Annotated in this window: 28 protein-coding genes and 2 pseudogenes; 18 read left to right on the forward strand and 12 right to left on the reverse strand. The window is 58.5% G+C overall.

All coding sequences use genetic code 11. The features are described from left to right. Nucleotides 1-102, forward strand: a pseudogene (locus ACW9UQ_RS12840) (IS5-like element IS711 family transposase); the annotation flags it as partial. A gap of 116 nt (nucleotides 103-218) precedes the next feature. On the opposite strand, the gene ACW9UQ_RS12845 reads toward ACW9UQ_RS12840, so the two are convergent. From ACW9UQ_RS12845 to ACW9UQ_RS12865, 5 genes and pseudogenes are all read right to left on the reverse strand, one after another. Further along, nucleotides 219-665 carry a hypothetical protein gene (locus tag ACW9UQ_RS12845; RefSeq protein WP_458931419.1) on the reverse strand — a complete coding sequence of 149 codons (447 nt, stop codon included), beginning with the start codon at nucleotides 663-665 and terminating at the stop codon, nucleotides 219-221. A gap of 72 nt (nucleotides 666-737) precedes the next feature. Next, nucleotides 738-1,678 (reverse strand): annotated as a pseudogene (locus ACW9UQ_RS12850) (nucleoside hydrolase). Nucleotides 1,679-1,740: 62 nt separating this feature from the next. Beyond that, a complete protein-coding gene (locus ACW9UQ_RS12855) occupies nucleotides 1,741-1,977 on the reverse strand; it encodes a YdcH family protein (protein ID WP_458931420.1) in 237 nt (78 codons plus the stop codon). A gap of 257 nt (nucleotides 1,978-2,234) precedes the next feature. Continuing rightward, nucleotides 2,235-3,059 carry a peptidoglycan-binding domain-containing protein gene (locus ACW9UQ_RS12860; RefSeq protein ID WP_458931421.1) on the reverse strand — a complete coding sequence of 275 codons (825 nt, stop codon included), beginning with the start codon at nucleotides 3,057-3,059 and terminating at the stop codon, nucleotides 2,235-2,237. Nucleotides 3,060-3,552: 493 nt separating this feature from the next. After that, the gene (locus ACW9UQ_RS12865; protein ID WP_458931452.1) at nucleotides 3,553-4,419 is read right to left on the reverse strand and encodes a branched-chain amino acid aminotransferase; all 867 of its coding nucleotides are present in this window, start codon (nucleotides 4,417-4,419) and stop codon (nucleotides 3,553-3,555) included. Between the two features lie 154 nt (nucleotides 4,420-4,573). Here ACW9UQ_RS12865 and ACW9UQ_RS12870 point away from each other — a divergent pair, with 154 nt between their 5' ends. Further along, nucleotides 4,574-5,083, forward strand: a complete 510-nt coding sequence (locus tag ACW9UQ_RS12870) for a MarR family winged helix-turn-helix transcriptional regulator (protein WP_458931422.1) — start codon at nucleotides 4,574-4,576, stop codon at nucleotides 5,081-5,083. Nucleotide 5,084: 1 nt separating this feature from the next. After that, on the forward strand, nucleotides 5,085-5,786 hold the full coding sequence (locus ACW9UQ_RS12875; RefSeq protein WP_458931453.1) for a response regulator: 702 nt from the start codon (nucleotides 5,085-5,087) through the stop codon (nucleotides 5,784-5,786). A gap of 53 nt (nucleotides 5,787-5,839) precedes the next feature. On the opposite strand, the gene ACW9UQ_RS12880 is transcribed toward ACW9UQ_RS12875, so the two are convergent. The 3 genes from ACW9UQ_RS12880 to ACW9UQ_RS12890 all read right to left on the reverse strand — a co-directional run bounded on the left by ACW9UQ_RS12880 (nucleotide 5,840) and on the right by ACW9UQ_RS12890 (nucleotide 8,508). Beyond that, on the reverse strand, nucleotides 5,840-6,814 hold the full coding sequence (locus tag ACW9UQ_RS12880; RefSeq protein ID WP_458931423.1) for a hypothetical protein: 975 nt from the start codon (nucleotides 6,812-6,814) through the stop codon (nucleotides 5,840-5,842). A gap of 501 nt (nucleotides 6,815-7,315) precedes the next feature. Beyond that, on the reverse strand, nucleotides 7,316-7,951 hold the full coding sequence (locus ACW9UQ_RS12885) for a uracil-DNA glycosylase (RefSeq protein WP_458931424.1): 636 nt from the start codon (nucleotides 7,949-7,951) through the stop codon (nucleotides 7,316-7,318). Beyond that, nucleotides 7,948-8,508, reverse strand: coding sequence for a LabA-like NYN domain-containing protein (locus ACW9UQ_RS12890; RefSeq protein WP_458931425.1), 561 nt, complete (start codon nucleotides 8,506-8,508; stop codon nucleotides 7,948-7,950). Before ACW9UQ_RS12890 ends, ACW9UQ_RS12885 begins: the two co-directional genes overlap by 4 nt. A gap of 122 nt (nucleotides 8,509-8,630) precedes the next feature. Here ACW9UQ_RS12890 and folK point away from each other — a divergent pair, with 122 nt between their 5' ends. The 14 genes from folK (at nucleotide 8,631) to recO (ending at nucleotide 19,180) form a co-directional block, all read left to right on the forward strand. Continuing rightward, complete coding sequence (folK, locus tag ACW9UQ_RS12895; RefSeq protein WP_458931426.1) at nucleotides 8,631-9,185, forward strand: 2-amino-4-hydroxy-6-hydroxymethyldihydropteridine diphosphokinase; 555 nt, start codon at nucleotides 8,631-8,633, stop codon at nucleotides 9,183-9,185. 117 nt (nucleotides 9,186-9,302) lie between these two features. Next, on the forward strand, nucleotides 9,303-9,656 hold the full coding sequence (gene rpoZ / locus ACW9UQ_RS12900; protein ID WP_458931427.1) for a DNA-directed RNA polymerase subunit omega: 354 nt from the start codon (nucleotides 9,303-9,305) through the stop codon (nucleotides 9,654-9,656). Between the two features lie 27 nt (nucleotides 9,657-9,683). After that, the gene (locus tag ACW9UQ_RS12905; RefSeq protein ID WP_458931428.1) at nucleotides 9,684-11,825 is read left to right on the forward strand and encodes a RelA/SpoT family protein; all 2,142 of its coding nucleotides are present in this window, start codon (nucleotides 9,684-9,686) and stop codon (nucleotides 11,823-11,825) included. A gap of 34 nt (nucleotides 11,826-11,859) precedes the next feature. After that, a complete protein-coding gene (locus ACW9UQ_RS12910) occupies nucleotides 11,860-12,567 on the forward strand; it encodes a DUF2062 domain-containing protein (RefSeq protein ID WP_458931429.1) in 708 nt (235 codons plus the stop codon). Next, a complete protein-coding gene (locus tag ACW9UQ_RS12915) occupies nucleotides 12,533-13,318 on the forward strand; it encodes a pyridoxine 5'-phosphate synthase (RefSeq protein ID WP_458931430.1) in 786 nt (261 codons plus the stop codon). Before ACW9UQ_RS12910 ends, ACW9UQ_RS12915 begins: the two co-directional genes overlap by 35 nt. 26 nt (nucleotides 13,319-13,344) lie before the next feature. After that, entirely contained in the window at nucleotides 13,345-13,791 is a 447-nt protein-coding gene (locus tag ACW9UQ_RS12920; protein ID WP_458931431.1) for a hypothetical protein, read from the forward strand. Between the two features lie 8 nt (nucleotides 13,792-13,799). Next, nucleotides 13,800-14,588 (forward strand): suppressor of fused domain protein, encoded by a 789-nt coding sequence (locus tag ACW9UQ_RS12925; RefSeq protein ID WP_458931432.1) that lies wholly within the window; start codon nucleotides 13,800-13,802, stop codon nucleotides 14,586-14,588. Beyond that, nucleotides 14,585-14,989: a holo-ACP synthase gene (gene acpS, locus ACW9UQ_RS12930; protein WP_458931433.1), complete on the forward strand. Its 405-nt coding sequence runs from the start codon at nucleotides 14,585-14,587 to the stop codon at nucleotides 14,987-14,989. Before ACW9UQ_RS12925 ends, acpS begins: the two co-directional genes overlap by 4 nt. A gap of 60 nt (nucleotides 14,990-15,049) precedes the next feature. Next, nucleotides 15,050-15,865 (forward strand): signal peptidase I, encoded by an 816-nt coding sequence (gene lepB / locus ACW9UQ_RS12935; protein WP_458931434.1) that lies wholly within the window; start codon nucleotides 15,050-15,052, stop codon nucleotides 15,863-15,865. Nucleotides 15,866-15,868: 3 nt separating this feature from the next. Continuing rightward, nucleotides 15,869-16,552, forward strand: a complete 684-nt coding sequence (rnc, locus tag ACW9UQ_RS12940) for a ribonuclease III (RefSeq protein WP_458931435.1) — start codon at nucleotides 15,869-15,871, stop codon at nucleotides 16,550-16,552. Next, on the forward strand, nucleotides 16,546-17,451 hold the full coding sequence (gene era, locus ACW9UQ_RS12945) for a GTPase Era (RefSeq protein ID WP_458931454.1): 906 nt from the start codon (nucleotides 16,546-16,548) through the stop codon (nucleotides 17,449-17,451). Before rnc ends, era begins: the two co-directional genes overlap by 7 nt. 212 nt (nucleotides 17,452-17,663) lie before the next feature. Then, nucleotides 17,664-18,056, forward strand: a complete 393-nt coding sequence (locus tag ACW9UQ_RS12950; protein WP_458931436.1) for a hypothetical protein — start codon at nucleotides 17,664-17,666, stop codon at nucleotides 18,054-18,056. Between the two features lie 72 nt (nucleotides 18,057-18,128). After that, complete coding sequence (locus ACW9UQ_RS12955; RefSeq protein ID WP_458931437.1) at nucleotides 18,129-18,455, forward strand: DUF1491 family protein; 327 nt, start codon at nucleotides 18,129-18,131, stop codon at nucleotides 18,453-18,455. Then, on the forward strand, nucleotides 18,452-19,180 hold the full coding sequence (gene recO / locus ACW9UQ_RS12960; RefSeq protein WP_458931455.1) for a DNA repair protein RecO: 729 nt from the start codon (nucleotides 18,452-18,454) through the stop codon (nucleotides 19,178-19,180). The genes ACW9UQ_RS12955 and recO overlap by 4 nt, the downstream gene beginning before the upstream one ends. 69 nt (nucleotides 19,181-19,249) lie before the next feature. Here recO and ACW9UQ_RS12965 read toward each other — a convergent pair whose 3' ends face one another. Both ACW9UQ_RS12965 and ACW9UQ_RS12970 read right to left on the reverse strand, forming a co-directional pair. Further along, nucleotides 19,250-19,651 carry an META domain-containing protein gene (locus tag ACW9UQ_RS12965; protein ID WP_458931438.1) on the reverse strand — a complete coding sequence of 134 codons (402 nt, stop codon included), beginning with the start codon at nucleotides 19,649-19,651 and terminating at the stop codon, nucleotides 19,250-19,252. Nucleotides 19,652-19,710: 59 nt separating this feature from the next. Next, nucleotides 19,711-21,336 (reverse strand): acyl-CoA dehydrogenase family protein, encoded by a 1,626-nt coding sequence (locus tag ACW9UQ_RS12970; RefSeq protein ID WP_458931439.1) that lies wholly within the window; start codon nucleotides 21,334-21,336, stop codon nucleotides 19,711-19,713. Between the two features lie 166 nt (nucleotides 21,337-21,502). Between ACW9UQ_RS12970 and ACW9UQ_RS12975 the strand changes: the two genes are divergently transcribed. Continuing rightward, on the forward strand, nucleotides 21,503-22,270 hold the full coding sequence (locus tag ACW9UQ_RS12975; protein ID WP_458931440.1) for a sulfite exporter TauE/SafE family protein: 768 nt from the start codon (nucleotides 21,503-21,505) through the stop codon (nucleotides 22,268-22,270). On the opposite strand, the gene ACW9UQ_RS12980 is transcribed toward ACW9UQ_RS12975, so the two are convergent. Both ACW9UQ_RS12980 and ACW9UQ_RS12985 read right to left on the reverse strand, forming a co-directional pair. Beyond that, nucleotides 22,263-23,762, reverse strand: coding sequence for a gamma-glutamyltransferase (locus tag ACW9UQ_RS12980; RefSeq protein ID WP_458931441.1), 1,500 nt, complete (start codon nucleotides 23,760-23,762; stop codon nucleotides 22,263-22,265). The two genes, ACW9UQ_RS12975 and ACW9UQ_RS12980, sit on opposite strands and share 8 nt — an antisense overlap. A gap of 60 nt (nucleotides 23,763-23,822) precedes the next feature. After that, nucleotides 23,823-25,430: a phosphoenolpyruvate carboxykinase gene (locus ACW9UQ_RS12985; RefSeq protein WP_458931442.1), complete on the reverse strand. Its 1,608-nt coding sequence runs from the start codon at nucleotides 25,428-25,430 to the stop codon at nucleotides 23,823-23,825. Nucleotides 25,431-25,693: the final 263 nt, after the last annotated feature.

A 25,693-nucleotide genomic window follows, 5' to 3' on the forward strand; every position in this document is an offset into this window, starting at 1 on the left:
AGGATCAAAAGGTTCCGCCGGATTGCCCTGCGTTGCGAGAAAACCGTCAGCTCATTCAAAGCCTTCGTCGATCTCGCATGCGCAATGGCATGGATCAGCTAAATGCAGACGCCGCCTAATGCATCCTGCCAAAAACCTGAATCATCTAAAGCTGCCTGAAATCAAAGATTTCAACGCGTTGGATGATGCGTGATGTCTTAGGTATTTCGTGAGACGCTTTAGTCACGCCCAATCTTGCCCGTCAGCCCGGTTTCAGCGAGGCAGGTGTTGCGCACATCTTCCATCACGCTGAACAAGGCCGCAGCGTCTGGTCTGCTACGTTCGGCCCGCGCCCGGAGGAAGGGCATTGTATAATGGGTGGCCCCATCGAGTTCATAAAATTGTTTAGGAACGAGGCTGTAGTAGTCGTAATACATCCGTGCATCCCGTGACCTATCGCCCGTTGAGCCGAGCGGCGATCTCACTGAACGGTTAAGCACGCAATTGGCAAGTGCCCCGCACTGATCATTGGGCGAATGGACGTCGCCACCTAAAGCAGCTTCACACTGGAAAGACACCTGATATGACCAGTCCATGGCAGGCGGTGTCAAAGGTTGAGGCCGCAGGTATAAACATCCTGTAAGAAACAGGAAAATGACGCCAAGCATCATGGTGTTCTTCATCATACTGTGGCCTCCAATTCACCGCGAAAATTCGCAAGCATCGTGCCTACATTCGATCCGGATTCCGCATTTCATCTATAACCGCGCCAACCGCTCCACCAGAAGTTCAAAGAACCCGTCATCATCGACAAAGCGGACATAATGGACGTTCGGGGCGCGCTCCGTCACGCCCCACCAGTCAGCAACGGTCTGGCTCAGACCAATCTGGGACTGGGTTTCGATTTCCACGTTGATTTGCCGACCGGAATAGAGATCGGGTCGCAGCAGATAGGCGATGACGTTGGGATCGTGTAGCGGGCCGCCATCCGTGCCGTATTTGGCCTCATCGAAGCGCTCAAAGAACTCCATCCATCCGGCGGTAACCTCGCCCACGCGTGTGCCCATGGCACGGAACCTTTCGATGCGGTCGGCACGGGTCAGGCACTGGTGGGTGACATCAAGCGGTATCAAAGTAATCGGGCGACCGCAGGCGAAGATCTGCGCCGCTGCCACTGGATCGACATAGATGTTGAACTCGGCCACTGGGGTGGCATTCCCCCCTTCGAACAAGCCGCCGCCCATGGCCACAACTTCCGCAACACGGTCAACTATATCGGGGGCCTTGTCGAAGGCCATGGCGATATTGGTCAGCGGGCCAAGGGTGCAAAGGGTCACGGTGTCAGGTGGCTCTGCGTGCACTGTGTCGATGATGAAATCGACCGCATGGCCACCCTGCAACGGCATCACCGGATCGGGCAGCGGCGGGCCGTCCAGCCCGGTTTGCCATGCACATATTTCGCTGTCACAAGATCGCGGGCCAGTGGCCGGTCTGCCCCGGCAAAGACCGGGATATCCGTCCGCCCGGCCAGTTCACACACCTTGCGGGCGTTCACCTGCGTCAGGTCCAGCGGCACATTGCCCGCAACGGCAGTGATGCCCAGAACCTGTAATTCTGGTGACGCGAAGGCCAGAAGAATGGCCACCGCGTCGTCCTGCCCGGGATCGGTATCGATGATGATCTTTCGTGGTAAAGTCACGCGCTTGCCTTTCGTAACGCGTTTCGACTTTACCTGAGATCCGTGATCAAAATCGAAGCGCTTTAATCTGCCAGCAGACTAGCGATTTCATCCTTGAGCGCCAGACGCTGCTTGCGCATTTCGCCCATATGCAGATCATCGGTTGGCTCCACATCGGTTTCGGCGCGATGGATGGCACGGTTCAGCTCGTGATATTTGTCGAACAGCTTGCCGAAATGGGCATTTTCAACCTTCAGGGTATGGATTTTCTCAATTTTATCGGGAAATTCCTCGACCAGTTCGTGCGGAACATGAGACATGATGACGGCTCCTTTTCGTTTGTGCTGGCAGCACTATACCAGGCTGACTCTTCGGTCAGTTGATGCAGGTCAATGGGGGAGTGGTTTTGGAGGTCTTCGGCGGATTTTCGATCAGATGGCGTTTGTATCTGTGCGATCGTTAATCGGAGAGCTGAAAACACATCACGTCATCATCGAAATAAACGTAAGCTTGCAAGAAATAATTTTAACCTTAAATCGATGATATCTATGAGTTTAATTAATCGAACTCAATACTATCAATTACAATCAGAAAAATCCCAAGGCCTGTACATTCGCGATATTTCACCCATGAACCAATGATGCTTTCTCAAATTCACGGCATTAAAGTCGAAGGGTTTGATGTCATACGGTCCATCCCAGACTGGAAACTTAGGGTCTTGGTTCAAGTTTTTGGGACCCCAAGCGTATGTTTCAAACACTTCAGTACGAACTTCAAACTGACGGTCTGGATAGACAGCGATGATAGGGGCAATGAAAGGGGTTGAAAGAGGCAGGCCATACCCGCGCGCCTTTATGTCGAGCATGACGCCAATGACTGGTCCTGATTGAATGTAAGTCGGCACACCCTGAAACTCGGTTAACCTGCAATCAGCGATAGGGTTTTCGAGGGCAACATCCAGCGATTTTGTTTCATCCGCCCAAGTGAGAGTAACTTTGCATATGCCGCTCTCTGCCGATACCTCTGGGATGAAATCGGGTTTGAATACAACGCGCTCCGACTTTGTAGTGAATGGCGGGACGTCTGTGTACTCCTTCCAGAGCGTCACGAAGTGCCCCAACGTAGCAGTGTCGGCTGTTCCCGTAGGGCTAAGTTCATGCTCCTGCTGAAACGCACGCAAAGCTGCGCGTGTGGATGGACCATAAGAGCCATCAATATCGACATCCGCTGACCCGAATTGCTTAAGAGACCCCTGTACCGCATACCAAAAATTGTAACCGTACTGCTGCTTCGCGAATTCGACATTATCGATTGGAATAACACCTTTCACAGCCGGGCATTTCGCCATTGCTGGCGACGAAGCTAATAGGACGGTAGAAAGCAACCAGTTCAACATCCGCATCTGTACGGCCCTATTCTAAAGCGTTTCGCGATAAACCTGAGACAAAAGATTATCCTGAAACGCAGTGATAAGCCTATATGGTGTACGCGTTTCGATTTTATGTGATGTCTCAAGGTAAACTCGAAACGCTTTAAGAGATGTTTTTTGTGTCAACTTACCGATCATATTGCGATTATGCTATGCTAATCGCCTGATATCCACCTCGGAAAAATATCGTTTACCTAGCTGTGCGCCGCGCCACGATAACGTCCCGTTGGCGGTCACACTCAAGATGCGGCCATTGGATAGAACCGACATGGTCGGAGAAGGGCTTCGATCTGATGGTTGGGTGCAGGCTACGACAAAACAGATTGCAGCTATACCGCCTGCTGGAACCTCGCCGCTAGATTAATGCCTTACGGTGATTTTCCACAGGCTGCGGGAGCGTGGTGCATATTGTGCCGTTGCCCCAAATGAATGTGCAGGCCCGGCTCGTTGCACCGGGCCGGGCAGATTACGACCGCACCAGTTTTTCGTAGTCTTCAGCGATCATGCGGGCCAGGGCGCCAACCTCGAATTTGTGGGGGCCTATTTCGCCCACAGGGGTGACCTCGGCGGCGGTGCCGGTCAGCCAGCATTGTTCGAAGCTGTCCAGTTCTTCGGGCAGGATGTGGCGTTCGACCACCTCGACTCCTTTGTCCTTCAGCATCTTGATCACTGTCTGGCGGGTGATGCCGTTCAGAAAGCAATCGGGTAGCGGAGTGTGGACTTTGCCTTCTTTGACGAAGAACACATTGGCCCCCGTCGCTTCGGCGACATAGCCGCGATAATCCATCATCAGAGCGTCAGAGCAGCCTTTGGCCTCGGCCTCGTGCTTGGACATGGTGCAGATCATGTAAAGGCCTGCCGCCTTGGCAAAGCAGGGGATGGTTTCGGGGCTGGGGCGTTTCCATTTGGAAATGTCGATCTTGGCACCTTTGGTTTTGGCGTCGCCGTAATAGGCACCCCATTCCCAGACCGCGATGGCCATGCGGACCGGGTTACCGGCAGAGGCGACCCCCATATCGGGGCCAGAGCCGCGCCAAACCACGGGGCGGATATAGGCGTCGCTGAGGCCAGTGGCTTTTAGCGTTTCATCCTTTGCCGCCTCGATCTGATCAACGGTGTAGGGGATCGGGATATCAATTTCGTTGGCAGAAAAGATCAGGCGTTCGGAGTGCTTGCGGCTTTCGAAGATCTTGCCGTTATAGGCGCGCTCCCCTTCAAAGACCGATGAGCCATAGTGCATTGCATGGGTCAGGATATGCACATTGGCGGCACGCCATTCCACCAGCTTGCCGTCCATCCAGATCAGGCCATCGCGATCATCATAGCTGGCCACCATCTTTGCTTCCTTCCCATGCTTTGTCGATTGTTGCCGCATTCACGGCCTGCGCGACAGGATGTTTCGTATTATTCAAGATTCGCTAACATTTAGCCCTTGGAATGTCAACAAGGCTGACGTAAATTCTGCCCAAACCTGAAAGAGGTATGACATGACACGGGCGGCACAGCAAAGCAGCGGGCAGAGACTGCTTTTCCTGACAGATGATCAGCTGCGTGAGGGCATTGAGCTGATGTATTTTGCTTATCGCGGCTTTACCGCGGACCCTGACGCAATTCTGGATAAGTATGGTTATGGCCGGGCGCATCACCGGGCGCTGCATTTCATCAATCGGCGGCCCGGGCTGACGGTGAACACGCTTTTGGACATTCTGGGCGTCACCAAGCAATCACTGAACCGGGTGCTGCGGCAGTTGATGGATGATGGGCTTGTATCCTCGGCCGTGGGGCGGCAGGATCGGCGGGAGCGGAACCTGAGCCTGACGGAAAAGGGTGTCGCGCTTGAGGCCGAACTGGCGGCAGAGCAAGCCGCCCGGGTGCGCCATGCCTATGCTGCTGCAGGGGCCGAGGCGGTGCAGGGCTTCCGAAAAGTGCTGGAAGAGATTATTGATCCTAATCTGAAGGCACGCATGGCCCTGTTGGAGGCACCGAAAGATGGCTGATCTGACGCAACCGGACGCACATATCCTGATCGTCGATGATGACGAGCGGATCCGGGATCTGCTGAAAAAGTACCTGGCCCGGAATGATTACTGGGTGACTACGGCGCGGGATGCGGCACATGCCCGCAAGCTGCTGGACGGGCTGGAGTTTGATCTGCTGGTGATTGACGTCATGATGCCGGGCGAGGATGGGCTGTCGTTGACCCGCGCTCTGGTTGATGAAATCGCAACGCCGATCCTGCTGCTGACCGCGCGCGGCGAGGCGCAGGATCGCATCGATGGGCTTGAGGCGGGGGCGGATGATTACCTGCCCAAGCCGTTTGAGCCGCGCGAGTTGCTTTTGCGGATCAACGCCATCCTGCGCCGGGTGCCCAAACCCGATACGGATAACGACCCCCCCAAGACCATCCAAATGGGCGCGATCCGCTATGACCTGACCCGGGGGGAGTTGTGGCAGGGTGAAGATATGATCCGTCTGACCGCGACCGAAGGGCAGCTGATGCGCATATTCTCGGCCCGCCCGAACGAACCTGTCAGCCGCACACAACTGGTGCAGGAGTTGGGTCGCGATGACGGGCAGGCGCAGGAACGGGCGGTGGATGTTCAGATCACCCGACTGCGGCGCAAGATCGAAGCTGATCCAAAAATGCCCCGCTACCTGCAGACCGTCCGTGGAGCGGGCTATATGCTGGCGCCGGACTGACCTCCGAAGCATCCGCGAGACCGAACCCAAGGCTGAAAGATAGGTCCAGATGTTCAACGCACCAGAGGCCTTGAGCGCGCCCAGTGCGCGACTCGACGCAAAAGCATGCAAAGAACAAGCGTCGGAATGACAATAAGCCCCCAAAAACGAATTTCGGGATAGGCATGTGGGATACACCAACTGCAGACATATAGTATCCTGGCCCAAACCGGGAAGGGACAGTTATACTTGGCGACACCGGCGGCGATAGCCGTAAGGGCGATCAGGCTGGCTGGAAAGAAGATCATCTGCAGCCATCTGCCCCAATCAAATGCCACGATAAAAAGTGGGAGGATGCTCAATACAAGGCAGGCCATCACCAGATAGAGGTACCGACGCGGGATGCCCGGAAACTGCACACCTATGAATGGCAGGAAACTCAGGAAAGCGGCTGCTGGAAACAGTATGTAACTAAACAGGGTATGCCTGCCAAAAGTATAGGGAATACCATCGGAAAGAGATTGCTCAAGCGAGGAAAACGCGCCGCCGCAGGTGATGCCTTCCAAAGCTTCGCATAACTTGTGGTGATCAGGTGCGGGCGTAGCCAGGATTATCGCAAAGATGAGGGCGGCGCCGATCATGGTCAGCGCGCTGAGTATTATTGTCTGTCTCCTCGGTATATCGCGCAGATACGCTTGCAGAGCGAACGCAACAAGCAGCGCGGGCAAAAGGAAGATGATGCCCTCATGAAACAGCAACCCGATCAGGAAAGTTGTCGATGCCAGAAACATGAGCATTCCCGATCGGAGGCGACTGGACGCAAGCGCACCGTTAAGAGCTATAGCCAAGGCTAAGAAGCCCAACACCTCCTTGCGGTATGAGCCTTCTGGATCGTAGGCGAAAAAGAGCAGCCCAAAAGGCGCGAGGATGAGAAAGATTAATGCGCTTTGATCCGGGAGCTTTCGATAGATCCTTAGGGCCAGAAGTGTCAGTACAAGCGCCAGTAAGCAGCAAAAAAACCGCCGCCAGAAGTCCAACATCGCCGCCAATCATGTCGTGCAGCCCGATTATTGCCGCGCCGCCTAAACCCCGGCGAGAAAATCCATCTGAATAATTGATTAAGAGATCTTGTATCAGGTAGGGGGTGTAATCCTGGCGTATAGTAGATTTGATAAGGCTATAGCATGAGAACAAATAACCCACCCAAAGCAACGCAATTCTATTTCTGAAAAGCGCAACCTCTATGTGACGCAGTGTTTCCATGTAAGGTTTCATTGATTCCGTCTCAGCTCAAAAAAATGGCCAGCTTCTCCGATGACCCGATCCAAGTATGTTTGAGGCATTAGATGACAGTAGTGGCCATTACAACGGCTTGCATAGACGGGTCAAAGCTGATCATGCTGTAACCGTCTGCAGAAAAGACGCGGCCTAAGCTGCGGTAACGGGCGGGCTGAGATTTTGTCTGGAAGCGCAATTTCAGTTCAAGGCTTGGCTGGGATGGCGCTTTTGGTCAATCCGCAAAGCTTCTTGCGATTATAAAGTCCAAGCGTTCAGATATCCAGAAAACCTCGAATATCTGCAAACACGGCCTCGAACATCTCGGTGGTCAGAACGCCGGTGTTGGTGTTGTAGCGAGAGCAGTGGTAGCTGTCGAAAATCGTCAGATCACCGACCTGATGTTGGGCCTGATGGCCAAAAGGATGTGCTGCAAGCCGCGCGCCCATGCCCCGGATCAGTGTGTCATGGGCGATGCGGCCAAGGCAGAGGATTGCGCGCAGCTGCGGCAGGGCATCGATGCGGGACAGCATGAAGGGGCGGCAGGTGTTTACCTCGGCCGCTGTTGGTTTGTTCTGGGGCGGCACGCAACGCACGGCATTGGTGATCATCGCGTCATGAAGCGTCACGCCATCATCAGGCCGCGCCTGATAGGTGCCGCTGGCAAAACCGAATTTCCCCATGGTCGCATAAAGCAGATCACCGGCGTAATCGCCGGTGAAAGGACGGCCCGTGCGATGCGCCCCGCCAACGCCAGGGGCGAGGCCGAGGATCAGCAAGCGCGCCTGATCATCGCCAAAGGACTGCACCGCGCCATTATACCAGTCGGGGTGCTTTGCCCGGACCTCTTCACGATAGGTGACGAGGCGCGGGCAAAGGGTGCAATCCTGCGGGGCTTCGGGTGGGATCACTCTTCTACAGGGTGGTCGCCGTTATCTTCGCGCGGGGGGCGGCCGATGACGTCGCGAAGCTCTTCAAGCTCGATGAAGTTGTCGCACTGGCGGCGCAACTCATCAGCGATCATCGGCGGGCTGGACCGTATGGTCGACACGACCGATACCCGCACACCTTGACGCTGAAGGCTTTCAATCAGCGGGCGATAGTCGCCATCGCCGGAAAACAGCACGATATGATCGACATGCGCGGCCAATTCCATTGCATCGACCGTCAGTTCGATATCCATATTGCCCTTGATCTTGCGCCGACCGGTCGAGTCGGTGAACTCTTTCGCCGGTTTGGTGACCATGGTGAACCCGTTATAGTTCAACCAGTCGACCAGCGGCCGGATTGGTGAATATTCCTCGCTTTCCAGCAATGCCGTATAGTAAAATGCACGCAAAAGTTTGCCACGCCGCATAAACTCCGCCCGAAGAAGTTTATAGTCAATGTCAAAGCCAAGCGATTTTGCGGCTGCATACAGATTTGAGCCATCAATAAACAAGGCGAGACGTTCGTCCCGATAAAACATATGAGATCTCCATACCTACGAACCGGACTCTATTACATGAGCCGGTCCATTGAACACGACAACATTTGCAAGTTATGAATATTTCGAAGCAGGGGAAAGTCAAATCGTTAGGTCAATTTGAAATGCTCGCACTGGTTGCGCTTGGCGCTAATCTTTCAAGTTCCCTTGGGTCACCCCTTAATACAGTAAATCATGCCGTCGCGCGCCTACCGCGCCCCGGAACATCTTTGGTGGCCGTCAGCCCGTGGTATCGGTCTGCGGCCTGGCCGCCGGGCAGCGGGCCGGATTTCGTCAACGGGGCGGCGGCGCTGAAAACGAACCTTTCCCCGGCGGACCTGCTGGCCCATCTCAAGCAGCTGGAGGTCGAGGCGGGCCGCGAGGCTGGTGTGCGGTGGGGGCCGCGGGTTCTGGATCTGGACCTGCTGGCGATGGAAGATCATATACTGCCCGATATCGAGACCCATGATACATGGCGCGACCTGGCTGAGGACCGGCAGCACCGGGATACGCCGACCGATCTGATCCTGCCGCATCCAAGGTTGCAGGACCGGGCGTTTGTGCTGATCCCGCTTTGCGATATCACCCCCGATTGGCGGCATCCGTGCCTTGGTCGTACGGTTCGCGAAATGCGGGATGCTTTGCCTTCGGAGCTTCTGTCGGAGGTCACCCCGGTCTGAGCGGCGCGGGAATGTGCGGTTTGCCATTTATCCTTGCGTGTAACGCTTGCATTTCCCGTGACGCATCGCTACATACACGGCTTCTTTCCCGTCCGAGATAAAGCGGAGTTTGCAGATATGGCGCGTGTGACCGTCGAAGATTGCGTTGACAAGGTTCCCAACCGGTTCGAACTGGTGATGCTGGCAGCCCATCGGGCGCGGGAATTGTCCTCGGGTGGGGAACTGACCGTGGATCGTGACAATGATAAGAACCCCGTCGTTGCCCTGCGTGAAATTGCCGACGAGACCCTGACCGCCGATACGCTGCGCGAGCGCGCCATCGAAAGCCATCAGCGTCAGATCGAAGTTGATGAGCCAGAAGAAGATCAAATGTCCCTGCTGATGGGCTATGACGCGCCTGCCCCGGTTGAGGATGACATGTCCGAAGAGAAATTGCTGCGAGCGCTGATGGAGGCGCAGGGCGAGGGCTGATCCCGGTGCCCTGATGAGGTGACGGCCATGATGACCGCCGGGCAGCTTGTCGATCTGATCAGGGCTTACAACCCGAACACAAATGAAACCCTGATCCGCGATGCCTATGCCTATGGTGATGAGGCGCATCGCGGGCAGGTGCGGCGCTCTGGTGAGCCATACTTTACCCATCCCGTCGATGTTGCCGCCATCCTGACCGAGCAGCGCCTGGACGATGCCAGTATCGTCACCGCCCTTTTGCATGACACGATCGAGGATACGGGATCGACTTATGATGCGATCTCGGACCGGTTTGGCGAGGAAATCGCCCAGTTGGTTGATGGGGTCACCAAGCTGACCAATCTGCAGCTGACCTCGTCCGAGACACAACAGGCCGAGAATTTCCGCAAGCTGCTGATGGCCATGTCCAAGGATGTGCGCGTTCTGCTGGTCAAGCTGGCCGACCGTCTGCACAACATGCGAACCATCAAGCATATGCCCAAGGCCAAGCAGGCCCAGAAAGCGCGCGAGACAATGGATATCTATGCGCCGCTGGCGGGCCGGATGGGTATGCAGTGGATGCGTGAGGAGCTTGAGGATATCGGGTTTCGCGTCCTCAACCCCGAGGCGCGCTCTTCGATCATGCGGCGCTTCATCACGTTGCGCAAGGAAACCGGCGATATCATCCCGCAGATCACCGAGGATCTGCGTCATGCGCTGGATGAGGCCAATATCAAAGCCGAGGTTTTCGGGCGCGAGAAGAAACCCTATTCGGTCTGGCGCAAGATGGACGAAAAGGGGGACGCCTTTGGGCGGCTTTCGGACATCTATGCCTTCCGGATCATTGTTGAGGATGTGACGGATGTATACCGCGCGCTAGGCGTATGCCATCAGCGCTGGACGGCGGTTCCGGGGCGCTTCAAAGATTATGTCAGCCAGCCAAAATCCAACGGCTACCGGTCGATTCACACGACGGTTTCGGGGCGCGCGGCCAAGCGGGTGGAAGTTCAGATCCGGACCCGGACCATGCATGATGTCGCCGAAACCGGGGTTGCGGCGCATTGGTCCTATCGAGATGGGGAGCGGTTTGAGAACCCCTTTGTTGTTGATCCCTTCCGCTGGCTGGCAGCGTTGACTGCGGGGTTTGAAAACTCGGACAGTCCGGACGACTTTCTGGAACATGTGAAGCTGGAGATGTTCACCGATCAGGTGTTCTGCTTCACGCCCAAGGGCGAGGTGATCAAGCTGCCGCGCGGTGCGACGCCCATCGATTTTGCCTATGCGATCCACACGCGCATCGGGGACAGTTGTGTCGGGGCCAAGGTGGATGGGCATCGTGTCCCGCTGTGGACCCGCCTGCGCAACGGGCAGTCGGTGACAATTATCCGGGCCGAGGGCCAGCGCCCACAGGCAACATGGGAAGATATGGTAATCACCGGGCGCGCCAAAGCCGCGATCCGGCGCAGCCTGCGCGAGGAACATCGCGCAGGGCATATCCGTCTGGGCCGAGAAATCGCCCGTGTGGCCCTTGAGCGAGTGCGCAAGAAGGCCACCGACAAGGCGCTGGAAACGGCGGCGAAACAGATGGGCCTGACCTCTGCCGGTGATCTGCTGGCGCAGCTGGGCGCGGCAGAACTGACCGGGGCGGAGTTGGTGGACACGCTTTACCCCGAACTGATGCGGGACGAGAAGTTGCCGCCGACCAGCGCGCAGGGTTCTGGCATTGTCGGGCTGGATTCGAACCAGATCGCACAACCCGCCCCCTGCTGCAATCCCATCCCCGGAGAGCGGATCGTCGGCATCGCCGTGCGGGGGCATGGGGTTGAGGTTCACGCGATTGACTGCGCCTCACTGGCGGCGCTGGAAGACCGGGCCGATGAGTGGATTGACCTTGCCTGGACCCCTGGCGCCGCACGGATGCCGCATTTGGCATGTATTGAGGTCACACTTGCAAATGACACTGGCGCCTTAGGGCGAATCTGCACATTGGTCGGCGAACACCACGCAAATATCAGCGACATCAGTTTCACCGACCGCAAACCGGATTTTTACCGAATGGTGATTGATTTGGAGGTGCGGGACGTGGAACACCTGCACAATATTCAGACCGCACTGGAAGCGGATTCGGATGTGGCGCAGGTGACGCGGTTTCGCGGGGTGATGGCAGAGCCTGCGGGCGGTAAGAAATAGCAGTTCCGGCAGGAACTTTGGGAGTTGTTGAGACATGGTTTTCAAGCGGCGCGAGAGGCTGAGCTGGACGCAGCGCGTCTCGCAGACCGTATATCCGCGTACCGGCTGGCGCCGTGCTGCTGAGTATATCGGACATCGTGTCAAACGCCTGCCCGATACACCGCATAAGATCGCGCTTGGTTTTGCCTGCGGGGTGTTTGTGTCGTTCTCGCCGCTGTTTGGGCTGCACTTCTTCTATGCCTGGATCTGCGCGCGCATCGTGCGGGGCAACGGCATTGCCAGCCTGATCGGCACATTTGTCGGCAATCCGCTGACTTTCCCGCTGATCGCGGCCTCGTCCTTTGGTCTGGGCCGTTGGATTACCGGAATGCGCGGCCAGGAGCATGGCGAATCGGTCATGGTCGCGTTTGCCGAGGCCGGGGCGGGCCTGTGGCAGTCTTTCAAGTCGCTTTTCGGCTTTGGCGAACCCGCACTTGACCGGCTTAGCCCCTTTTGGGCGGATGTTTTCTTCCCCTATCTGATCGGCGGCATATTTACAGGCTTGATAACCGCCGCTGTCTTCTATTTCCTGACCAAGCCATTGGTTGCGGCCTATCAGTCGCGCCGCCGCAAGCACCTTTTGGAGCGCGCGAAACAGCGGTCGGAGCAACGGGGGGCAGACCAGGGCGATGCGCAACCCCCACGCCCATCGGGAAAGGGAGAAAGTCATGCCGGAAGGAAACCCGCTGCCGGGCAGGCTTAGGCTCGGCGTCAATATCGACCATGTCGCGACGGTGCGGAATGCACGCGGCGGGGATTACCCCGATCCGGTGCGCGCGGCCAAGATGGCCGAAACCGCCGGGGCCGATGGCATCACCGCCCATCTGCGCGAGGATCGCCGCCATATCACCGATGCGGATATCGAACGGCTGATGGACGCGTTGAGCCTGCCGCTGAATTTCGAGATGGCCGCCACCGACGAAATGCAGGCCATCGCCCTGCGCCATAAACCGCATGCCGTCTGTATCGTCCCAGAAAAACGCGAAGAGCGCACGACCGAAGGCGGGCTTGAAGTTGCGCGCGAGGAAAACCGTCTGGCGCATTTCATCGCACCATTGGCCGAGGCTGGTTGCCGCGTGTCGATCTTTATTGCCGCCGACCGCCGCCAGATCGAGGCGGCCCACCGGATCGGCGCGCCGGTGATTGAGCTGCACACCGGGGCTTATTGCGATGCCCATGCAGAGGGCCGGTTTGAAGATCGTGACCGGGAGCTGGCCGCCCTGACCGACATGGCCGCCTTTGCCCATGATCTGGGGCTGGAGGTGCATGCCGGGCATGGCCTGACCTATGACTGCGTTGGTCCCATCGCAGCGCTACCGCAGGTGGCCGAATTGAATATCGGACATTTTTTGGTGGGCGAGGCGATATTTTCGGGCCTCGATTCTGCCATCCGCAGAATGCGCAGTGCCATGGATGACGCGCGGCGCGCGGCGGCGGGTTCAGAGATCGCTTAGTTTTTCAAGACCTTGGGGGAGATCACATGAAACACCTTGTTGCAGCATTTTGTCTGCTAGCGATGCCCGTAACGGCGCGACACGTCGCCGAATGCGACTGGCAGAGCGGGGCGCGGAATATTGCCGAGCCGTGGGAGGAAAACACCCGGACCTTTGCCAAGGGCGCTGTTCGGCTGGCCCTGCTGGACACGCTTGAACCGGCGGCTGCGGCGTTTCACCTTCTGATCCTGTCGCCCCCTTACAATGAGGTCGGCGACCGGCAATGCCGCGTTGTCAGCCTGTCCGACGGATTGGGGTTTTATGGCGTTGACTTCGCAGGGATTGATGCAGGCTACGATGCAACGACCGGCCTTACATTCCGTCTGCCTATCCGGCTTTACTCACAGCAAGACCATGGGTCTGACCCGGCAACCCTGACCGTGACACTTAACCAAAGCACCGGCGACATCACAGCCAGTTACACGCCGGATTGAGCGCTAAGATGTCCGACGAAGATGAATGGAAAGATGGTGAGATCACCGAAGGTGGTTCCCGCATCATCATGCCAACGCGCGACCCTGAGGCGTTTGTTCCGCCTCAGGATTATGCGGAAAACTGCGATCTGATCACCGAACACCTGGAAAGTGCACTTGGGCCATGTGAGAACGTACTTCACGAAATCATCTCATCGCATGTGCATCTGGATGTGCTGGTCTTCCCACCGACCGAAGATCGGGATTTTTGGGTTTATTCAACCTCGGGCATGGGTGACCTGCGCATGGAACTGCCCGACGGAATTGATCCGGTGGAGTTCGGCAGGGCCGAGTTGATGATCGCGTTACCCAGGGCCTGGGGCGATCGCCTTAGTCAGCAGATGTCCGGCGACGACACTGCCGATGACGATACGTTCTGGCCGATCGGGTTGATAAAACAGCTGGCCCGTTACCCGCACGAGGTTGGCACCTGGTTTGCGCATATGCACACGATCCCCAGTTTTGACGGCACGCCTTATGCAAAGGACAGCGCTCTGGACGGTGTCATGCTGACCTATTCGCTGTTTCTGCCACAGGACAAATGGGAACTGACCCTGCCCGATGGCGATGTGCTGAATTTCTATGGACTGACCTTGCTGCATCCCGATGAGATGGCGTTCAAGCTGGAAAACGGAGCGGAGGAATTGCTTGATCTGCTGGATCAGGCTGATGTCAGCCCGGTTGTCGATATTCACCGGCCATCGGTGCTGGCCTCCCGTAAACGCCGCGGCTTGCTGGGGTGGCTCAGGCGTCAATGATCATCGGTATTGGCACAGATCTGGCGCGGGTGGACCGCATTCAGGGCACGCTGGACCGGTTCGGGCAGCGGTTCAAGGATCGGGTGTTTAGCGACATTGAACAAAAGAAGTCCGAGCGTCGGCAGGATGTCGCCGGAACCTATGCCAAGCGCTGGGCCGCGAAAGAGGCCTGCTCAAAGGCGCTTGGCACCGGGTTGCGCATGGGGATCGCCTGGAAAGATATGGCGGTCAGCAATCTGTCAACCGGGCAGCCGCAAATGACCGTGAGCGGCTGGGCTGCCGAACGCCTGAATGAGCTGACACCACCCGGCCATGAGGCCGTTATCCATGTCAGCCTGACCGATGATGACCCCTGGGCCCATGCCATGGTCGTGATCGAGGCCCGACCCAAGCCTGCTTGACACCCGGCATGCCGCAGGCGACAAGCGCCCGATCCTGAACAGGTGGACCCCGTGCAAAACATGGCTGAGACGAAAAAGAAACCCAATGGCATCTTCGAGTTGCTGAAGACCATTGTCTATGCGGTGCTGCTGGCCGCGTTGATCCGCACCCTGATCTTTCAGCCTTTCTGGATCCCCACCGGGTCGATGAAGCCGACGCTGTTGATCGGCGATTTCCTGTTCGTCAACAAATACGCCTATGGCTATTCCGCCTATTCCTGCCCCAACTACGGTGCATGGAACCTGTGTTCTTTCTGGGAAGGCAGCGAAAGCAGCAAGAACCGCATCTGGGCGAGCGAACCTGAACGCGGTGATGTTGTTGTGTTCCGCCACCCGGTTCTGAAGCAGGACTACATCAAACGCCTGGTCGGTTTGCCAGGCGACACGGTCGAGACCCGCGATGGCGTGCTTTACGTGAACGGAACACCGGCACCTCAGGATCCTGACGGGATCTTCACGGAGGCCTATGCCACGCAGGGCTCCATGGGTGGCCTGCCGATTTGTACAAACAACCCGGGCCTTGGTGCCGAGTGTCAGAAAAAACTGGCTTACGAAACCCTGCCTGGCGGCGTTAAACATGCGGTTCTGGATGCGCGACCGACCAGCCTGGACAATTTCGGGCCGAAAACGGTACCCGAAGACCACTTTTTCTTCATGGGCGACAACCGGGACAATTCCGCTGACAGCCGTAGATCACCACTGTCTGGCGGGGTTGGTATGGTCCATCGGGAATATCTGGTCGGACGAGCGGATCGAGTGATCTTTTCCTCTGCCGGGCATTCGATCCTTTATTTCTGGACCTGGCGCAGCGACCGCTATTTCAAGGCGATCGAGTAGCGCATGAAGCTGAACCCGGCACAGGCCAAGTTCGAAACCCGGCTGCAGCACGACTTTGCCCAAAAACACCTGCTGGTCGAGGCGCTGACCCATGCTTCGCTGCCCAATGCACCGGCGCGGGATAATCAGCGGTTTGAGTTTCTGGGCGACCGCGTGCTTGGGCTTGCCATTGCCGAGGCGCTTCTGAATGATGACAGGCAGGCCGCAGAGGGGCAGTTGGCCCCGCGTCTCAATGCCCTTGTGCGCAAGGAAACCTGTGCCGATGTCGCACGGGAAATCGACCTTGGCCCGGCGCTGATGATGGGCCGGTCCGAGCAAGCCTCGGGCGGGCGGCGCAAGACAGCCCTTTTAGGCGATGCAATGGAGGCGGTGATCGCTGCGGTGTATCTGGATGCAGGCTATGACGTGGCACGCGACATGATCCTGCGGCTTTGGGGCGACCGGATCGCCGAGGCCGAGGAACAGGCCCGCGATGCCAAGACTGCGTTGCAGGAATGGGCACAGGCCCGTGGGTTTCCGCCACCAACCTACCGGCAGGTGGATCGTTCTGGCCCGGATCATGCCCCGGAATTCGAGATCGAGGTCGAGGTTGGCAGCGGCGAAAGCCAGCGCGCGCGCGCTGCATCCAAACGTGCTGCCCAACAACTGGCCGCCGAAGCATTGTTGGAAGGGCTGGAGGCATCATGACCCGCGCCGGTTTCGTTGCCCTGATTGGTGAACCCAATGCAGGTAAATCGACCCTGACCAACCGGATGGTCGGGGCCAAGGTCTCGATCGTGACGCATAAGGTTCAGACCACCCGCACCCGCATTCGCGGCGTGGCGCTGGAGGGTGAGGCGCAGATCGTCTTTGTCGATACGCCGGGCCTGTTCCGTCCCCGGCGGCGTTTGGATCGCGCCATGGTCACCGCGGCCTGGGCCGGAACCGAAGATGCAGACCTCGTTGTCCTGTTGATCGAGGCGCATCGCGGCCTGACACCGGGGGTAGAGGATATCCTGGGCGTTTTACACGAACGCAACGGCCGCACAAAGGTTGCTCTGGCCATCAACAAGATCGACCGGATGGAGCGCGACAAGCTGCTGGCGCTGACATCAAAGATGAACGAGGCGTTTCCGTTCGAAGCGACCTTCATGATCTCTGCCGAAAAAGGCGATGGCGTGGCTGACCTGAAGACCTGGCTGGGCGAGCGTATGCCCGAAGGCCCGTGGCTTTACCCCGAAGACCAGATTGCCGACCTGCCCATGCGCATGATCGCCGCCGAGATCACGCGCGAGAAGCTGACCCTGCGCCTGCATCAGGAACTGCCCTACCAGCTGACGGTCGAGACCGAGAACTGGGAAGAGCGCAAGGATGGCTCGGTTCGCATTGATCAGGTGATCTATGTCGCGCGTTCGGGCCATAAGGGCATTGCACTGGGTCCGAAGGGCGAGACGATCAAGGCGATTTCGATGGCAGCGCGGGAGGAGTTGAGCGAGTTCCTTGGCCGCAAAGCGCACCTGTTCCTGCAGGTGAAGGTGCGCGAAAAGTGGCTTGATGAGGCGGAGCGATACTCTGAAATGGGTTTGGAGTTTCGCGACGGCGACTGAGGCGCCGGACCGTTTCGACTATCGCTCCTTATCGGACCGGGCCCCTGCGGTACGGTGTGCGCTATTGCACTGTGCCGGTCGCCGGGTCATGCTAGCCGTGCCATCTGGACAGTTTCGCGACATCAGTCCCAAAAAGAGTTAGGCAAGATTCTGAACCGGTTGCCGGTCCCGTTCGACAGTTCAATGATAGTGACACTAAAAAGGAGACCCCAATGTCACCGAAACTCTTTAATCTCGCGGGTATTGCTGCGATCACAGCCATCGCTGCCTGTTCTCAGCCAGAGCCACCACAACGGCCTGTTATCTCGCCGGTTTATGACAAGGTCGGCAATGTTGTTGCCTGTGTGGGCAGCGACGGACAGGACTACCCAGTTCCCACCACGGCCAACCAGCCTGGGCAAGAGGGCCGAAATCCATGTGATCGGAACGAAACCTGCCGCGATCCGCAGTACAATACGGGAACCGGCCAGTATGTTTGCCCGCCGCCCGGTGAGTGCGAAGAAGGCTTCTACAATCAGGCCGGTCAGTGGATCTGTCGCGGCGATGATGATGGCGACGATGATCCGCAGATTCCAGAGAATCCTACAGGCGGACCGCTTATCTGAGTATGAAATCAAAAAAGTGGTCAAGGCGCGCAAGTGCCTTGACCGAATGCCTGTGCCCGGTGACAAGATGCAATGGCTCGGCTGACAGCAGAATTTTGGGTGCAAGTCTATATCGCGCGTCTGCGGCTGGCGGAGATACCGGCATTTGTTGTGGCACGCGGCGATGCGACGGCCGGGGCAATCATTATCAAGTCTAATACACTGGATGGTCGGGCAACCGCCTGGCAGCGCAGCTTTGACAGTGAAGGTGCGCGTATCTGGGTCGTGTTGACCGACGGGACAGAACAAGATGTCGATGCGGCGCTGAGCCGCCAGCGTGGTTTCGATCCGGATCTGTGGTTGATCGAGGTCGAGGACCGACAGGGCCGGACCCTGCTGGATCAGCCGGGCCTGACCTGATGGACTGGCGCGACGAGGGTGTGTTGCTGGCGGTGCGCAAGCATGGCGAAACCTCTGCGATTATCGAGGTGTTTACGGCAGATCATGGTCGGCATGCCGGTCTGGTGCGTGGCGGGGCGGGGCGCAAGCTGGCCCCGGTTTTGCAACCGGGCGCGCAGCTTTCAGTGACCTGGCAAGCGCGGCTGGAAACTCATCTGGGGGCATTTGCCGTCGAACCATCGAAATCCCGCGCAAGCCTGATGGCGGATCGGGAAAAGCTGGCAGCGCTTGGCGCTGTAACAGCAATGGCCGCATTTTCCCTGCCTGAACGCGAGGCGCATCGACATTTCTATGCCCAAACCGTCAGTTTTCTTGACCGGCTTGAAACCGGGGCGGACTGGCCAGCGCATTATATTGGCTGGGAACTGGCGCTGTTGGAGGTGTTGGGATTTGGTCTTGATCTGACGGCTTGCGCGGTGTCCGGGACCTGTGATGACCTGACATATGTCTCCCCCAAATCGGGGCGCGCTGTTAGCGCAGAGGCCGGGGCCGAGTGGCAGGACCGTTTGCTGCGGCTCCCACCATTCCTGTGTCCGCAGGATGATCAGCAGATCACGGCCGCAGATCTTGGTGATGGTCTTGCCCTTACCGGTTTTTTCCTGCGGCACCGCCTGTATCCTGCGTTGAAGCGCGAAAACCTGCCGCCAGCGCGGGATCGGCTGGAACGCGTATTTGCCCGCTTCTGAGGGGATTGGTGGGTTCCACCCCCCCTACCCGGCACCCGCATCTGTAGGGTGGGTGAAACCCACCATGGCTCAGCTGTTGGGGCGCTCGGAACTGAAAAGCAGTGTGTTTCCGGCAGAATTTGACAGCAGCATGCGGGTCCCGCCAATCTCGGCAAAATCCATTGCTGCCAACAGGCGCAGGAACTCACTTTCTGCAGCGAGTTGATCACAGGCTGCCCGTGTCACGCTGATACTCTCAACTTCAAACCAAGGCAGAGGGGCCGTCTGGCGGGCGGAGAAGCTGTTACATGGCGCGGTGCCGGTGACCTGTCCATTGCTCTGGAACTGAAGGGTTGCCCGGGCCGGGAAGGCGCGATCGTTGATTTTCTCCAAAATCCAGACCGTCCCCACCGGCGCCGCGCCGCCGACTGTTTCGGAATAGGGTGTGCAGGCGCTGAGCATCAGGCCCGCCAGCAGAGTTTTGCGGATCATGGGTCACCTTCCTTGTTGCCGCCAGTCTATGGCAAGCGCAGCGTCAGGGGAACCGGCCCTTATCTTCCGCTATCCAGCAGCCGCCGGGCGATGACCTGCGCCTGTATCTCTGCGGCCCCTTCAAAGATATTCAGGATGCGCGCATCGCAGAGCACCCGGCTGACGGGGTATTCCAGAGCAAAGCCGTTGCCGCCATGGATTTGCAGTGCATTATCGGCGGCGGCCCAGGCGACTCGAGCGGCCAGAAGCTTGGCCATCCCTGCCTCAAGGTCGCATCGACGATCCGCATCTTTTTCGCGGGCGGAAAAATAGGTCAGTTGCCGGGCGATCATGATTTCCACGGCCATCATTGCCAGTTTGGAATAGACGCGAGGGAAATGGATGATCGGCTGACCAAAGGCCTGCCGGTCCAGCGCATATTGCATCGCCAGTTCCAGCGCGCATTGCGCAACGCCAATGGCGCGCGCTGCCGTCTGGATGCGCGCGCTTTCGAAGGTCTGCATCAGTTGCTTGAAGCCCTGACCCTCGACGCCGCCCAAAAGTGCGTTTTCCGCCACCGGGTGATCATCCAATGCAAGCGTATATTCCTTCATCCCGCGATAGCCCAGCACCTCAATCTCGCCGCCTGCGATGGTCGTATCCGGGAAGGGGGTGGCGTCGTCACCGCGCGTTTTCGGGGCCAGGAACATCGACAGGCCCCGGTGGTCAGTGCTGTCTGGATCGGTGCGGCCCCCATGCGTGATCCAGGTTTTGTTGCCGGTGATCTGCCAGCCGTCATCGCGACGCGTCGCGCGCGTCTTGAGTGCTGCAAGGTCGGACCCGGTGTTCGGCTCTGTAAACACAGCCGTTGGAAGCACCTCGCCGCTGGCCAGTTTCGGCAGCCACTCGGCCTTTTGTGCTTCGGTTCCGCCGCCCAGGATCAGCTCTGCCGCGATTTCCGTCCGGGTCCCGAGAGAGCCGACGCCGATATAGCCGCGGCTGAGCTCCTCGGACACTACGCACATCGCGGTCTTGCCCATGCCAAGGCCGCCGCGCTCTTCGGGGATGGTCAGGCCGAACACGCCCAATTCGGCCATTTCCTCAATCACCGCCATGGGGATCAGATGGTCCTTCAGATGCCAGTCATGGGCGTGCGGTACGATCCGGTCCTGTGCAAAACGCCGGAACTGATCGCGAATCATCGCGTTGTCTTCATCAAGCCCGGTTTCGCCAAAGGTGGCATTGCCCATGGCCTGCACCATGCCGCCCACCAGCTGTTTGCGGTTGGCATCGGTGTTGCCCATGCGGATCAGCTCCTGCACCGGCTCAGTGATCAGAATTGCAGGATCAAGGCCCAGATCAGCGGGGCGCGCGATTTCCCCCTGCGACATCGGGATGCCGCCAGAGAGCTGGGCCAGATATTCGCCAAAGCCGATCTGCAGGATCAGGCTTTCGGTGTCGCCCAAGCGCCCCTCGGCCTCAAGGCGCGCTGCCCAGTTGGCAAGCTGTCGCAGGCTTTCGACATAGGTGGCGATCCAGGACAGGGCGTGGCCTGCGGATTGCTCCCTATCCAGCCCTTTCGCCCCATCGGTTAGGCGTGCCTTCAGTGCGACGCGGGCGGCATTAAGATAAGCCTCTGCGGCAGGCAGGGCGGCCTGGCAAAGGGCAAGGGGCTGGTCGGTGGGGGCGGTGCTGGCATCGGGCATGGAAACAGTCCTTGTTGCGGCGCGGAATCATTTGTTGCGCCTGCGAGAGACACTAAGCCAGAGAGAAAGGTGCGTCAATTGTTGCGCAATAATAGTACACGCGAATAGCTATTCGAGACATCTTATTACAATTGTAATTCCAATCCACCACTGTCAGACAGACGGAATGAGCAGCATTCTGGCAGATTACGGGCTATGGGCGCTGGTGGGGGTGTTTGCCGTCACCGCATTTGGTGGATTTGTCAAAGGTGCAGTCGGCTTTGCATTGCCGATGATCATGATATCCGGCGTCGGCTCACTGGTTTCAGCAGAGCTGGCAATCGCCGGACTGATCCTGCCCGCGCTGATCACCAATATCGCGCAAGCCTTTCGCGAAGGTCCGCAAGCAGCCTGGGACACGTTAAGGAAGTACTGGCGGCTGAATGTCATTCTGCTAATCATGATTGCGCTTTGCGCACAACTTGTGACCTTGCTGTCCGACCGCAGCCTGTTTTTGATCCTTGGCGGCATGGTGACCGTTTCGGGCATTCTGCAATTGGTTGGCTGGCGTCCGCATTTTGAAGAGGCGCGCAAGAACCTCGCCGAATGGTTGACCGGTTGGATCGCGGGCTTTTTCGGCGGACTTTCTGGCGTTTGGGGGCCGCCGATCACGCTTTATCTGCTGGCACGGCAGACGCCCAAGGCCGAGATGGTGCGTGCGCAGGGGATCTCGTTTCTGGCCGGATCGGTGATCCTGATCGGGGCGCATATCGTCTCGGGCGTGTTCAACGCGACATCCGCGCAGTTGTCGGCCTGGCTGGTGCTGCCGGCCATGGCGGGGCTGATCGCGGGGCGCGTGGTGCAGGATCGCATGGATCAAGAACGGTTTCGCAAGCTGACGCTGATCGTGCTGGTCTTTGCCGGGCTGAACCTGCTGCGCCGGGGGCTTATGTAGCCACGGCGGCACCGGATCGGCGCGGGTCGCCTGCCGCATCGCAACCGCGGCCCGGCCGCCCGGTCACAGCGTGGACACCGCCAAAGAACATGTGCGGCGCAGGGAAAACGCTGGCTTCGGGCCAGCCTTGCAATAGCGGCTCTCGATAGGCCTCGCCGCCGGTATCCTCGAAACTCAACGCGGTGTCTTCGACATGCAGGCGTGGGGCGTCGATCGCTGCCTGCAGGGTTTGGCCACCGTCAATCAGATGCAAGGCGGTCTGCGTCAGGGCAGAGCGGATACGGTTCGACCCGCCAGAGCCCAGCATCGTCAACTGACCGTCACCATGCCGCATCGCCATCGGGCACATCATGGAGGCCAGACGACATCCCGTGCGCCAGCCAAGCGGGCCGTCCGGCGACAGGTCCTCTTCACCCAGCATGTTGTTGGGGTGAATGCCGGTGCCGGGCAACAGCCGCCCGCAGCCTTCCCCGTTGGAAAGGGTCATCGCTGCGCCGATGCCGTCACGATCCATGACGGAGATATGGGTGGTCCCCCGTGTTGCAGGCTTATGTGCCGCCAGCAGCGCGGTCAGGTGTTTGACCCGATCCGGGGCCAGCATCAGGCCATGCGCAGCCTCGGCATGATGGTTCAGGTCGGTGGCGTGGCGGATCGTGGCAATCTGACGGAACGCTTCTGCGATCAGTGGTGCTGAGGGCGCATGTGGCAGGCATTCCAAAGCCAGCGCTATCTGCACACCGCCAAGGCTGGGAGCCGGATTCAGATGCAGTTTTGCACCAAAGCGTTCCATGGTCAGGGCATCGCGCATTACCGGATGTGCGCGGCGCAGGTCCTCGGTGTTCAGGTGGCTGCTGGGCAAGGACAGCAGGGCCTGCGCAACCTCGCCCTCGGTCACGAAACGCGGGCCTTCGGCGGCGATCACCTCGATCACATCGGCGAGGTCGCGATTATGCAGGAGCTTGCCGGTGCCCAGCGGTTTATCCCCGTCAAACGCCAGAGCGCGGAGCCCTGGATCAGCACCAAGGATCGGGGCGACCAGCTCTGCGACATGGGCCTGAAAACCGCTGACGATATGGCCATTGCGGGCATGGTTGACGGCATCGGATACCAGATCGCGCATCGACATCCGGCCCGCCATCTGATGGGCCTGAAACAGCGCAGGGATCAGACAAGGGGCAGCGATTGTGCCTGCACCGATGTGGAACGCCTGCGTTGCTGCGCCGAAATCTACGGTGATGGTTTCCAGATCAAGGTCATTTTCGGGGGCTTTGCGGTGCGGCGTATCGACAAAAGCATCGAGCACCCGCACCTTGCCAGAGGTGGGGGCCAGCATCAGGAACCCGCCGCCCAGCGGCCCGGCCAGCACCGGTTCGACGACAAAGGCGGTAAAGGCGGCGGCGATGCAAGCGTCGACTGCGCTGCCGCCATCGGCCAGAACGGCCTCGGCCGTTTTTGTGGTCAACTCATGGCCGGTGGCCACAGCATAGGACATGGGAATTCCTGCAATCGGATCGGCGGCCTACATCACCGACCCCGCCGCTGGCTGTCAAGTTCAGCTGGCGGCGCGCAGCGCCTCGTCCATGACATCCTGACTGACATAGGTTTCGTACTGGGCGAAATTCTCAACGAACATTTTCACCAGCTTTTGGGCCTGTGCGTCATAGGCCTGCGGGTCGGCCCATGTGCTGCGCGGGTCCAGCAGGCTGTCCTCGACCCCGGCCAGTGAGGTTGGGACCTCAAAGCCGAAATTCGGGTCGGTGCGGAATGCTGCGTTTTTCAGCGACCCGTCCAAAGCGGCGGTCAGCAGGGCGCGGGTTGCCTTGATCGGCATACGGTTTCCGGTGCCATAGGCCCCGCCGGTCCAGCCGGTATTCACCAGCCAGCAGGTCGCGCCGCTTTCGGCGATCTTGTCGCGCAGAAGTGTGCCGTAAACCTCGGGCCGTCGCGGCATGAAGGGCGCGCCGAAGCAGGTGGAAAAGGTCGGCTGCGGCTTGGTCACGCCCTCCTCCGTCCCGGCGACCTTAGAGGTAAAGCCGGACAGGAAGTGATAGGAGGCCTGCGCCGGGGTCAGCCGGGCAATCGGCGGCAGCACCCCAAAGGCATCGCAGGTCAGCATGATCACATTGCGCGGTATCCCGGCTTGCGAGGTGTCAGAGGCGTTCGAGATATAGTGCAACGGATAGGCGCAGCGGGTGTTCGCGGTCAGGCTGTCATCCGAGAAATCAATCTCTTTCGTAACCGGATCGAACACCATGTTTTCGATCACAGTCGCGAATTTCTGGGTAGTGGCGTAAATCTCAGGCTCAGCCGTTGGGCTAAGGTCGATGGTTTTGGCATAGCAGCCGCCTTCGAAGTTGAAGACGCCGCTGTCGGACCAGCCATGCTCGTCATCGCCGATCAGCACGCGCGACGGATCGGCTGACAGGGTGGTTTTCCCCGTACCCGACAGGCCGAAGAAAATCGCCACATCATCCGTGTCGTCCGTGGCGTGGTTGGCGGAGCAGTGCATCGCCATTACATCGCGGCCCGGCAGCAGGTAGTTCAGGATCGAGAAAACGGATTTCTTGTTTTCACCCGCATAGGCCGTGCCGCCGATCAGCACCATCTTGCGCTCAAACGAAATCGCTATGACGGTGTCGGTGCGGCAGCCATGGCGGGCCGGATCCGCCTTGAAGCTGGGGCAGTTCAGGATGGTGAACTCAGGATCAAAGCTTGCCAGTTCCGAGGCATCCGGGCGGCGCAGCAGGTGCCGGATAAAGAGGTTATGCCAGGCCAGTTCAGTGATCACCCGCACATTCAGCCGGTAATCCGGATCGGCCCCGCCGAACAAATCCTGCACGAACAACTCTCCGCCTTCGACATGGGCGACCATATCCTTGCGCAACTGTTCGAACGCATCAGGTGTCATCGGCGCGTTGTTTTCCCACCAGATGCTGTCTTCTACCGAAGGGTCGCGCACAACGAATTTGTCTTTTGGCGACCGTCCGGTGTGGGTGCCGGTTGCAACCAGCATGGTGCCGCCCTGCCCCAGCGCGCCCTCGCCCCGCTTTAACGCGGCGGTCACAAGCCCCGTCTCTTCCAGATTATAGTGAACGTTTCCAACATTCGGGATGCCGGTTTTTTCAAGCAATGTGGCTGGATTGACGCGTGTCTGAGCCATGGTGATTGCGCGCTCCTGTTGCTACGCAAGACGCTTAACGCGCCTTCTCCCTGTGGTCTGTTGCACTTTATCCCGGGGCTATTTTGGCAAAACCGGATGGGCCAGCCGTCGAATCCCCAAGCGCAACTCTATGTCAGTTTCATTACCATGCTGGGCGAAGGCTGCCACCTGATTTGCTTGGTTAACGCGCTGTTAGGCCAATTGGTCGCATGACAAGAATAGACTTTAATATTGAACTTTGATGGCAAGCAGGTGTTGTAAAT

Source organism: Halovulum sp. GXIMD14793 (assembly GCF_054457435.1).

What these genes read in the sequence shown, in the direction of transcription:
- ACW9UQ_RS12845 (WP_458931419.1), bottom strand. Translation starts at nt 665, where the DNA reads ATGATGAAGAACACCATGATGCTTGGCGTCATTTTCCTGTTTCTTACA.
- ACW9UQ_RS12855 (WP_458931420.1), bottom strand. Translation starts at nt 1,977, where the DNA reads ATGTCTCATGTTCCGCACGAACTGGTCGAGGAATTTCCCGATAAAATT.
- ACW9UQ_RS12860 (WP_458931421.1), bottom strand. Translation starts at nt 3,059, where the DNA reads ATGCGGATGTTGAACTGGTTGCTTTCTACCGTCCTATTAGCTTCGTCG.
- ACW9UQ_RS12870 (WP_458931422.1), top strand. Translation starts at nt 4,574, where the DNA reads ATGACACGGGCGGCACAGCAAAGCAGCGGGCAGAGACTGCTTTTCCTG.
- ACW9UQ_RS12890 (WP_458931425.1), bottom strand. Translation starts at nt 8,508, where the DNA reads ATGTTTTATCGGGACGAACGTCTCGCCTTGTTTATTGATGGCTCAAAT.
- folK (WP_458931426.1), top strand. Translation starts at nt 8,631, where the DNA reads ATGCTCGCACTGGTTGCGCTTGGCGCTAATCTTTCAAGTTCCCTTGGG.
- rpoZ (WP_458931427.1), top strand. Translation starts at nt 9,303, where the DNA reads ATGGCGCGTGTGACCGTCGAAGATTGCGTTGACAAGGTTCCCAACCGG.
- ACW9UQ_RS12905 (WP_458931428.1), top strand. Translation starts at nt 9,684, where the DNA reads ATGATGACCGCCGGGCAGCTTGTCGATCTGATCAGGGCTTACAACCCG.
- ACW9UQ_RS12910 (WP_458931429.1), top strand. Translation starts at nt 11,860, where the DNA reads ATGGTTTTCAAGCGGCGCGAGAGGCTGAGCTGGACGCAGCGCGTCTCG.
- ACW9UQ_RS12915 (WP_458931430.1), top strand. Translation starts at nt 12,533, where the DNA reads ATGCCGGAAGGAAACCCGCTGCCGGGCAGGCTTAGGCTCGGCGTCAAT.
- ACW9UQ_RS12920 (WP_458931431.1), top strand. Translation starts at nt 13,345, where the DNA reads ATGAAACACCTTGTTGCAGCATTTTGTCTGCTAGCGATGCCCGTAACG.
- ACW9UQ_RS12925 (WP_458931432.1), top strand. Translation starts at nt 13,800, where the DNA reads ATGTCCGACGAAGATGAATGGAAAGATGGTGAGATCACCGAAGGTGGT.
- acpS (WP_458931433.1), top strand. Translation starts at nt 14,585, where the DNA reads ATGATCATCGGTATTGGCACAGATCTGGCGCGGGTGGACCGCATTCAG.
- lepB (WP_458931434.1), top strand. Translation starts at nt 15,050, where the DNA reads ATGGCTGAGACGAAAAAGAAACCCAATGGCATCTTCGAGTTGCTGAAG.
- rnc (WP_458931435.1), top strand. Translation starts at nt 15,869, where the DNA reads ATGAAGCTGAACCCGGCACAGGCCAAGTTCGAAACCCGGCTGCAGCAC.
- ACW9UQ_RS12950 (WP_458931436.1), top strand. Translation starts at nt 17,664, where the DNA reads ATGTCACCGAAACTCTTTAATCTCGCGGGTATTGCTGCGATCACAGCC.
- ACW9UQ_RS12955 (WP_458931437.1), top strand. Translation starts at nt 18,129, where the DNA reads ATGGCTCGGCTGACAGCAGAATTTTGGGTGCAAGTCTATATCGCGCGT.
- ACW9UQ_RS12965 (WP_458931438.1), bottom strand. Translation starts at nt 19,651, where the DNA reads ATGATCCGCAAAACTCTGCTGGCGGGCCTGATGCTCAGCGCCTGCACA.
- ACW9UQ_RS12970 (WP_458931439.1), bottom strand. Translation starts at nt 21,336, where the DNA reads ATGCCCGATGCCAGCACCGCCCCCACCGACCAGCCCCTTGCCCTTTGC.
- ACW9UQ_RS12975 (WP_458931440.1), top strand. Translation starts at nt 21,503, where the DNA reads ATGAGCAGCATTCTGGCAGATTACGGGCTATGGGCGCTGGTGGGGGTG.
- ACW9UQ_RS12980 (WP_458931441.1), bottom strand. Translation starts at nt 23,762, where the DNA reads ATGTCCTATGCTGTGGCCACCGGCCATGAGTTGACCACAAAAACGGCC.
- ACW9UQ_RS12985 (WP_458931442.1), bottom strand. Translation starts at nt 25,430, where the DNA reads ATGGCTCAGACACGCGTCAATCCAGCCACATTGCTTGAAAAAACCGGC.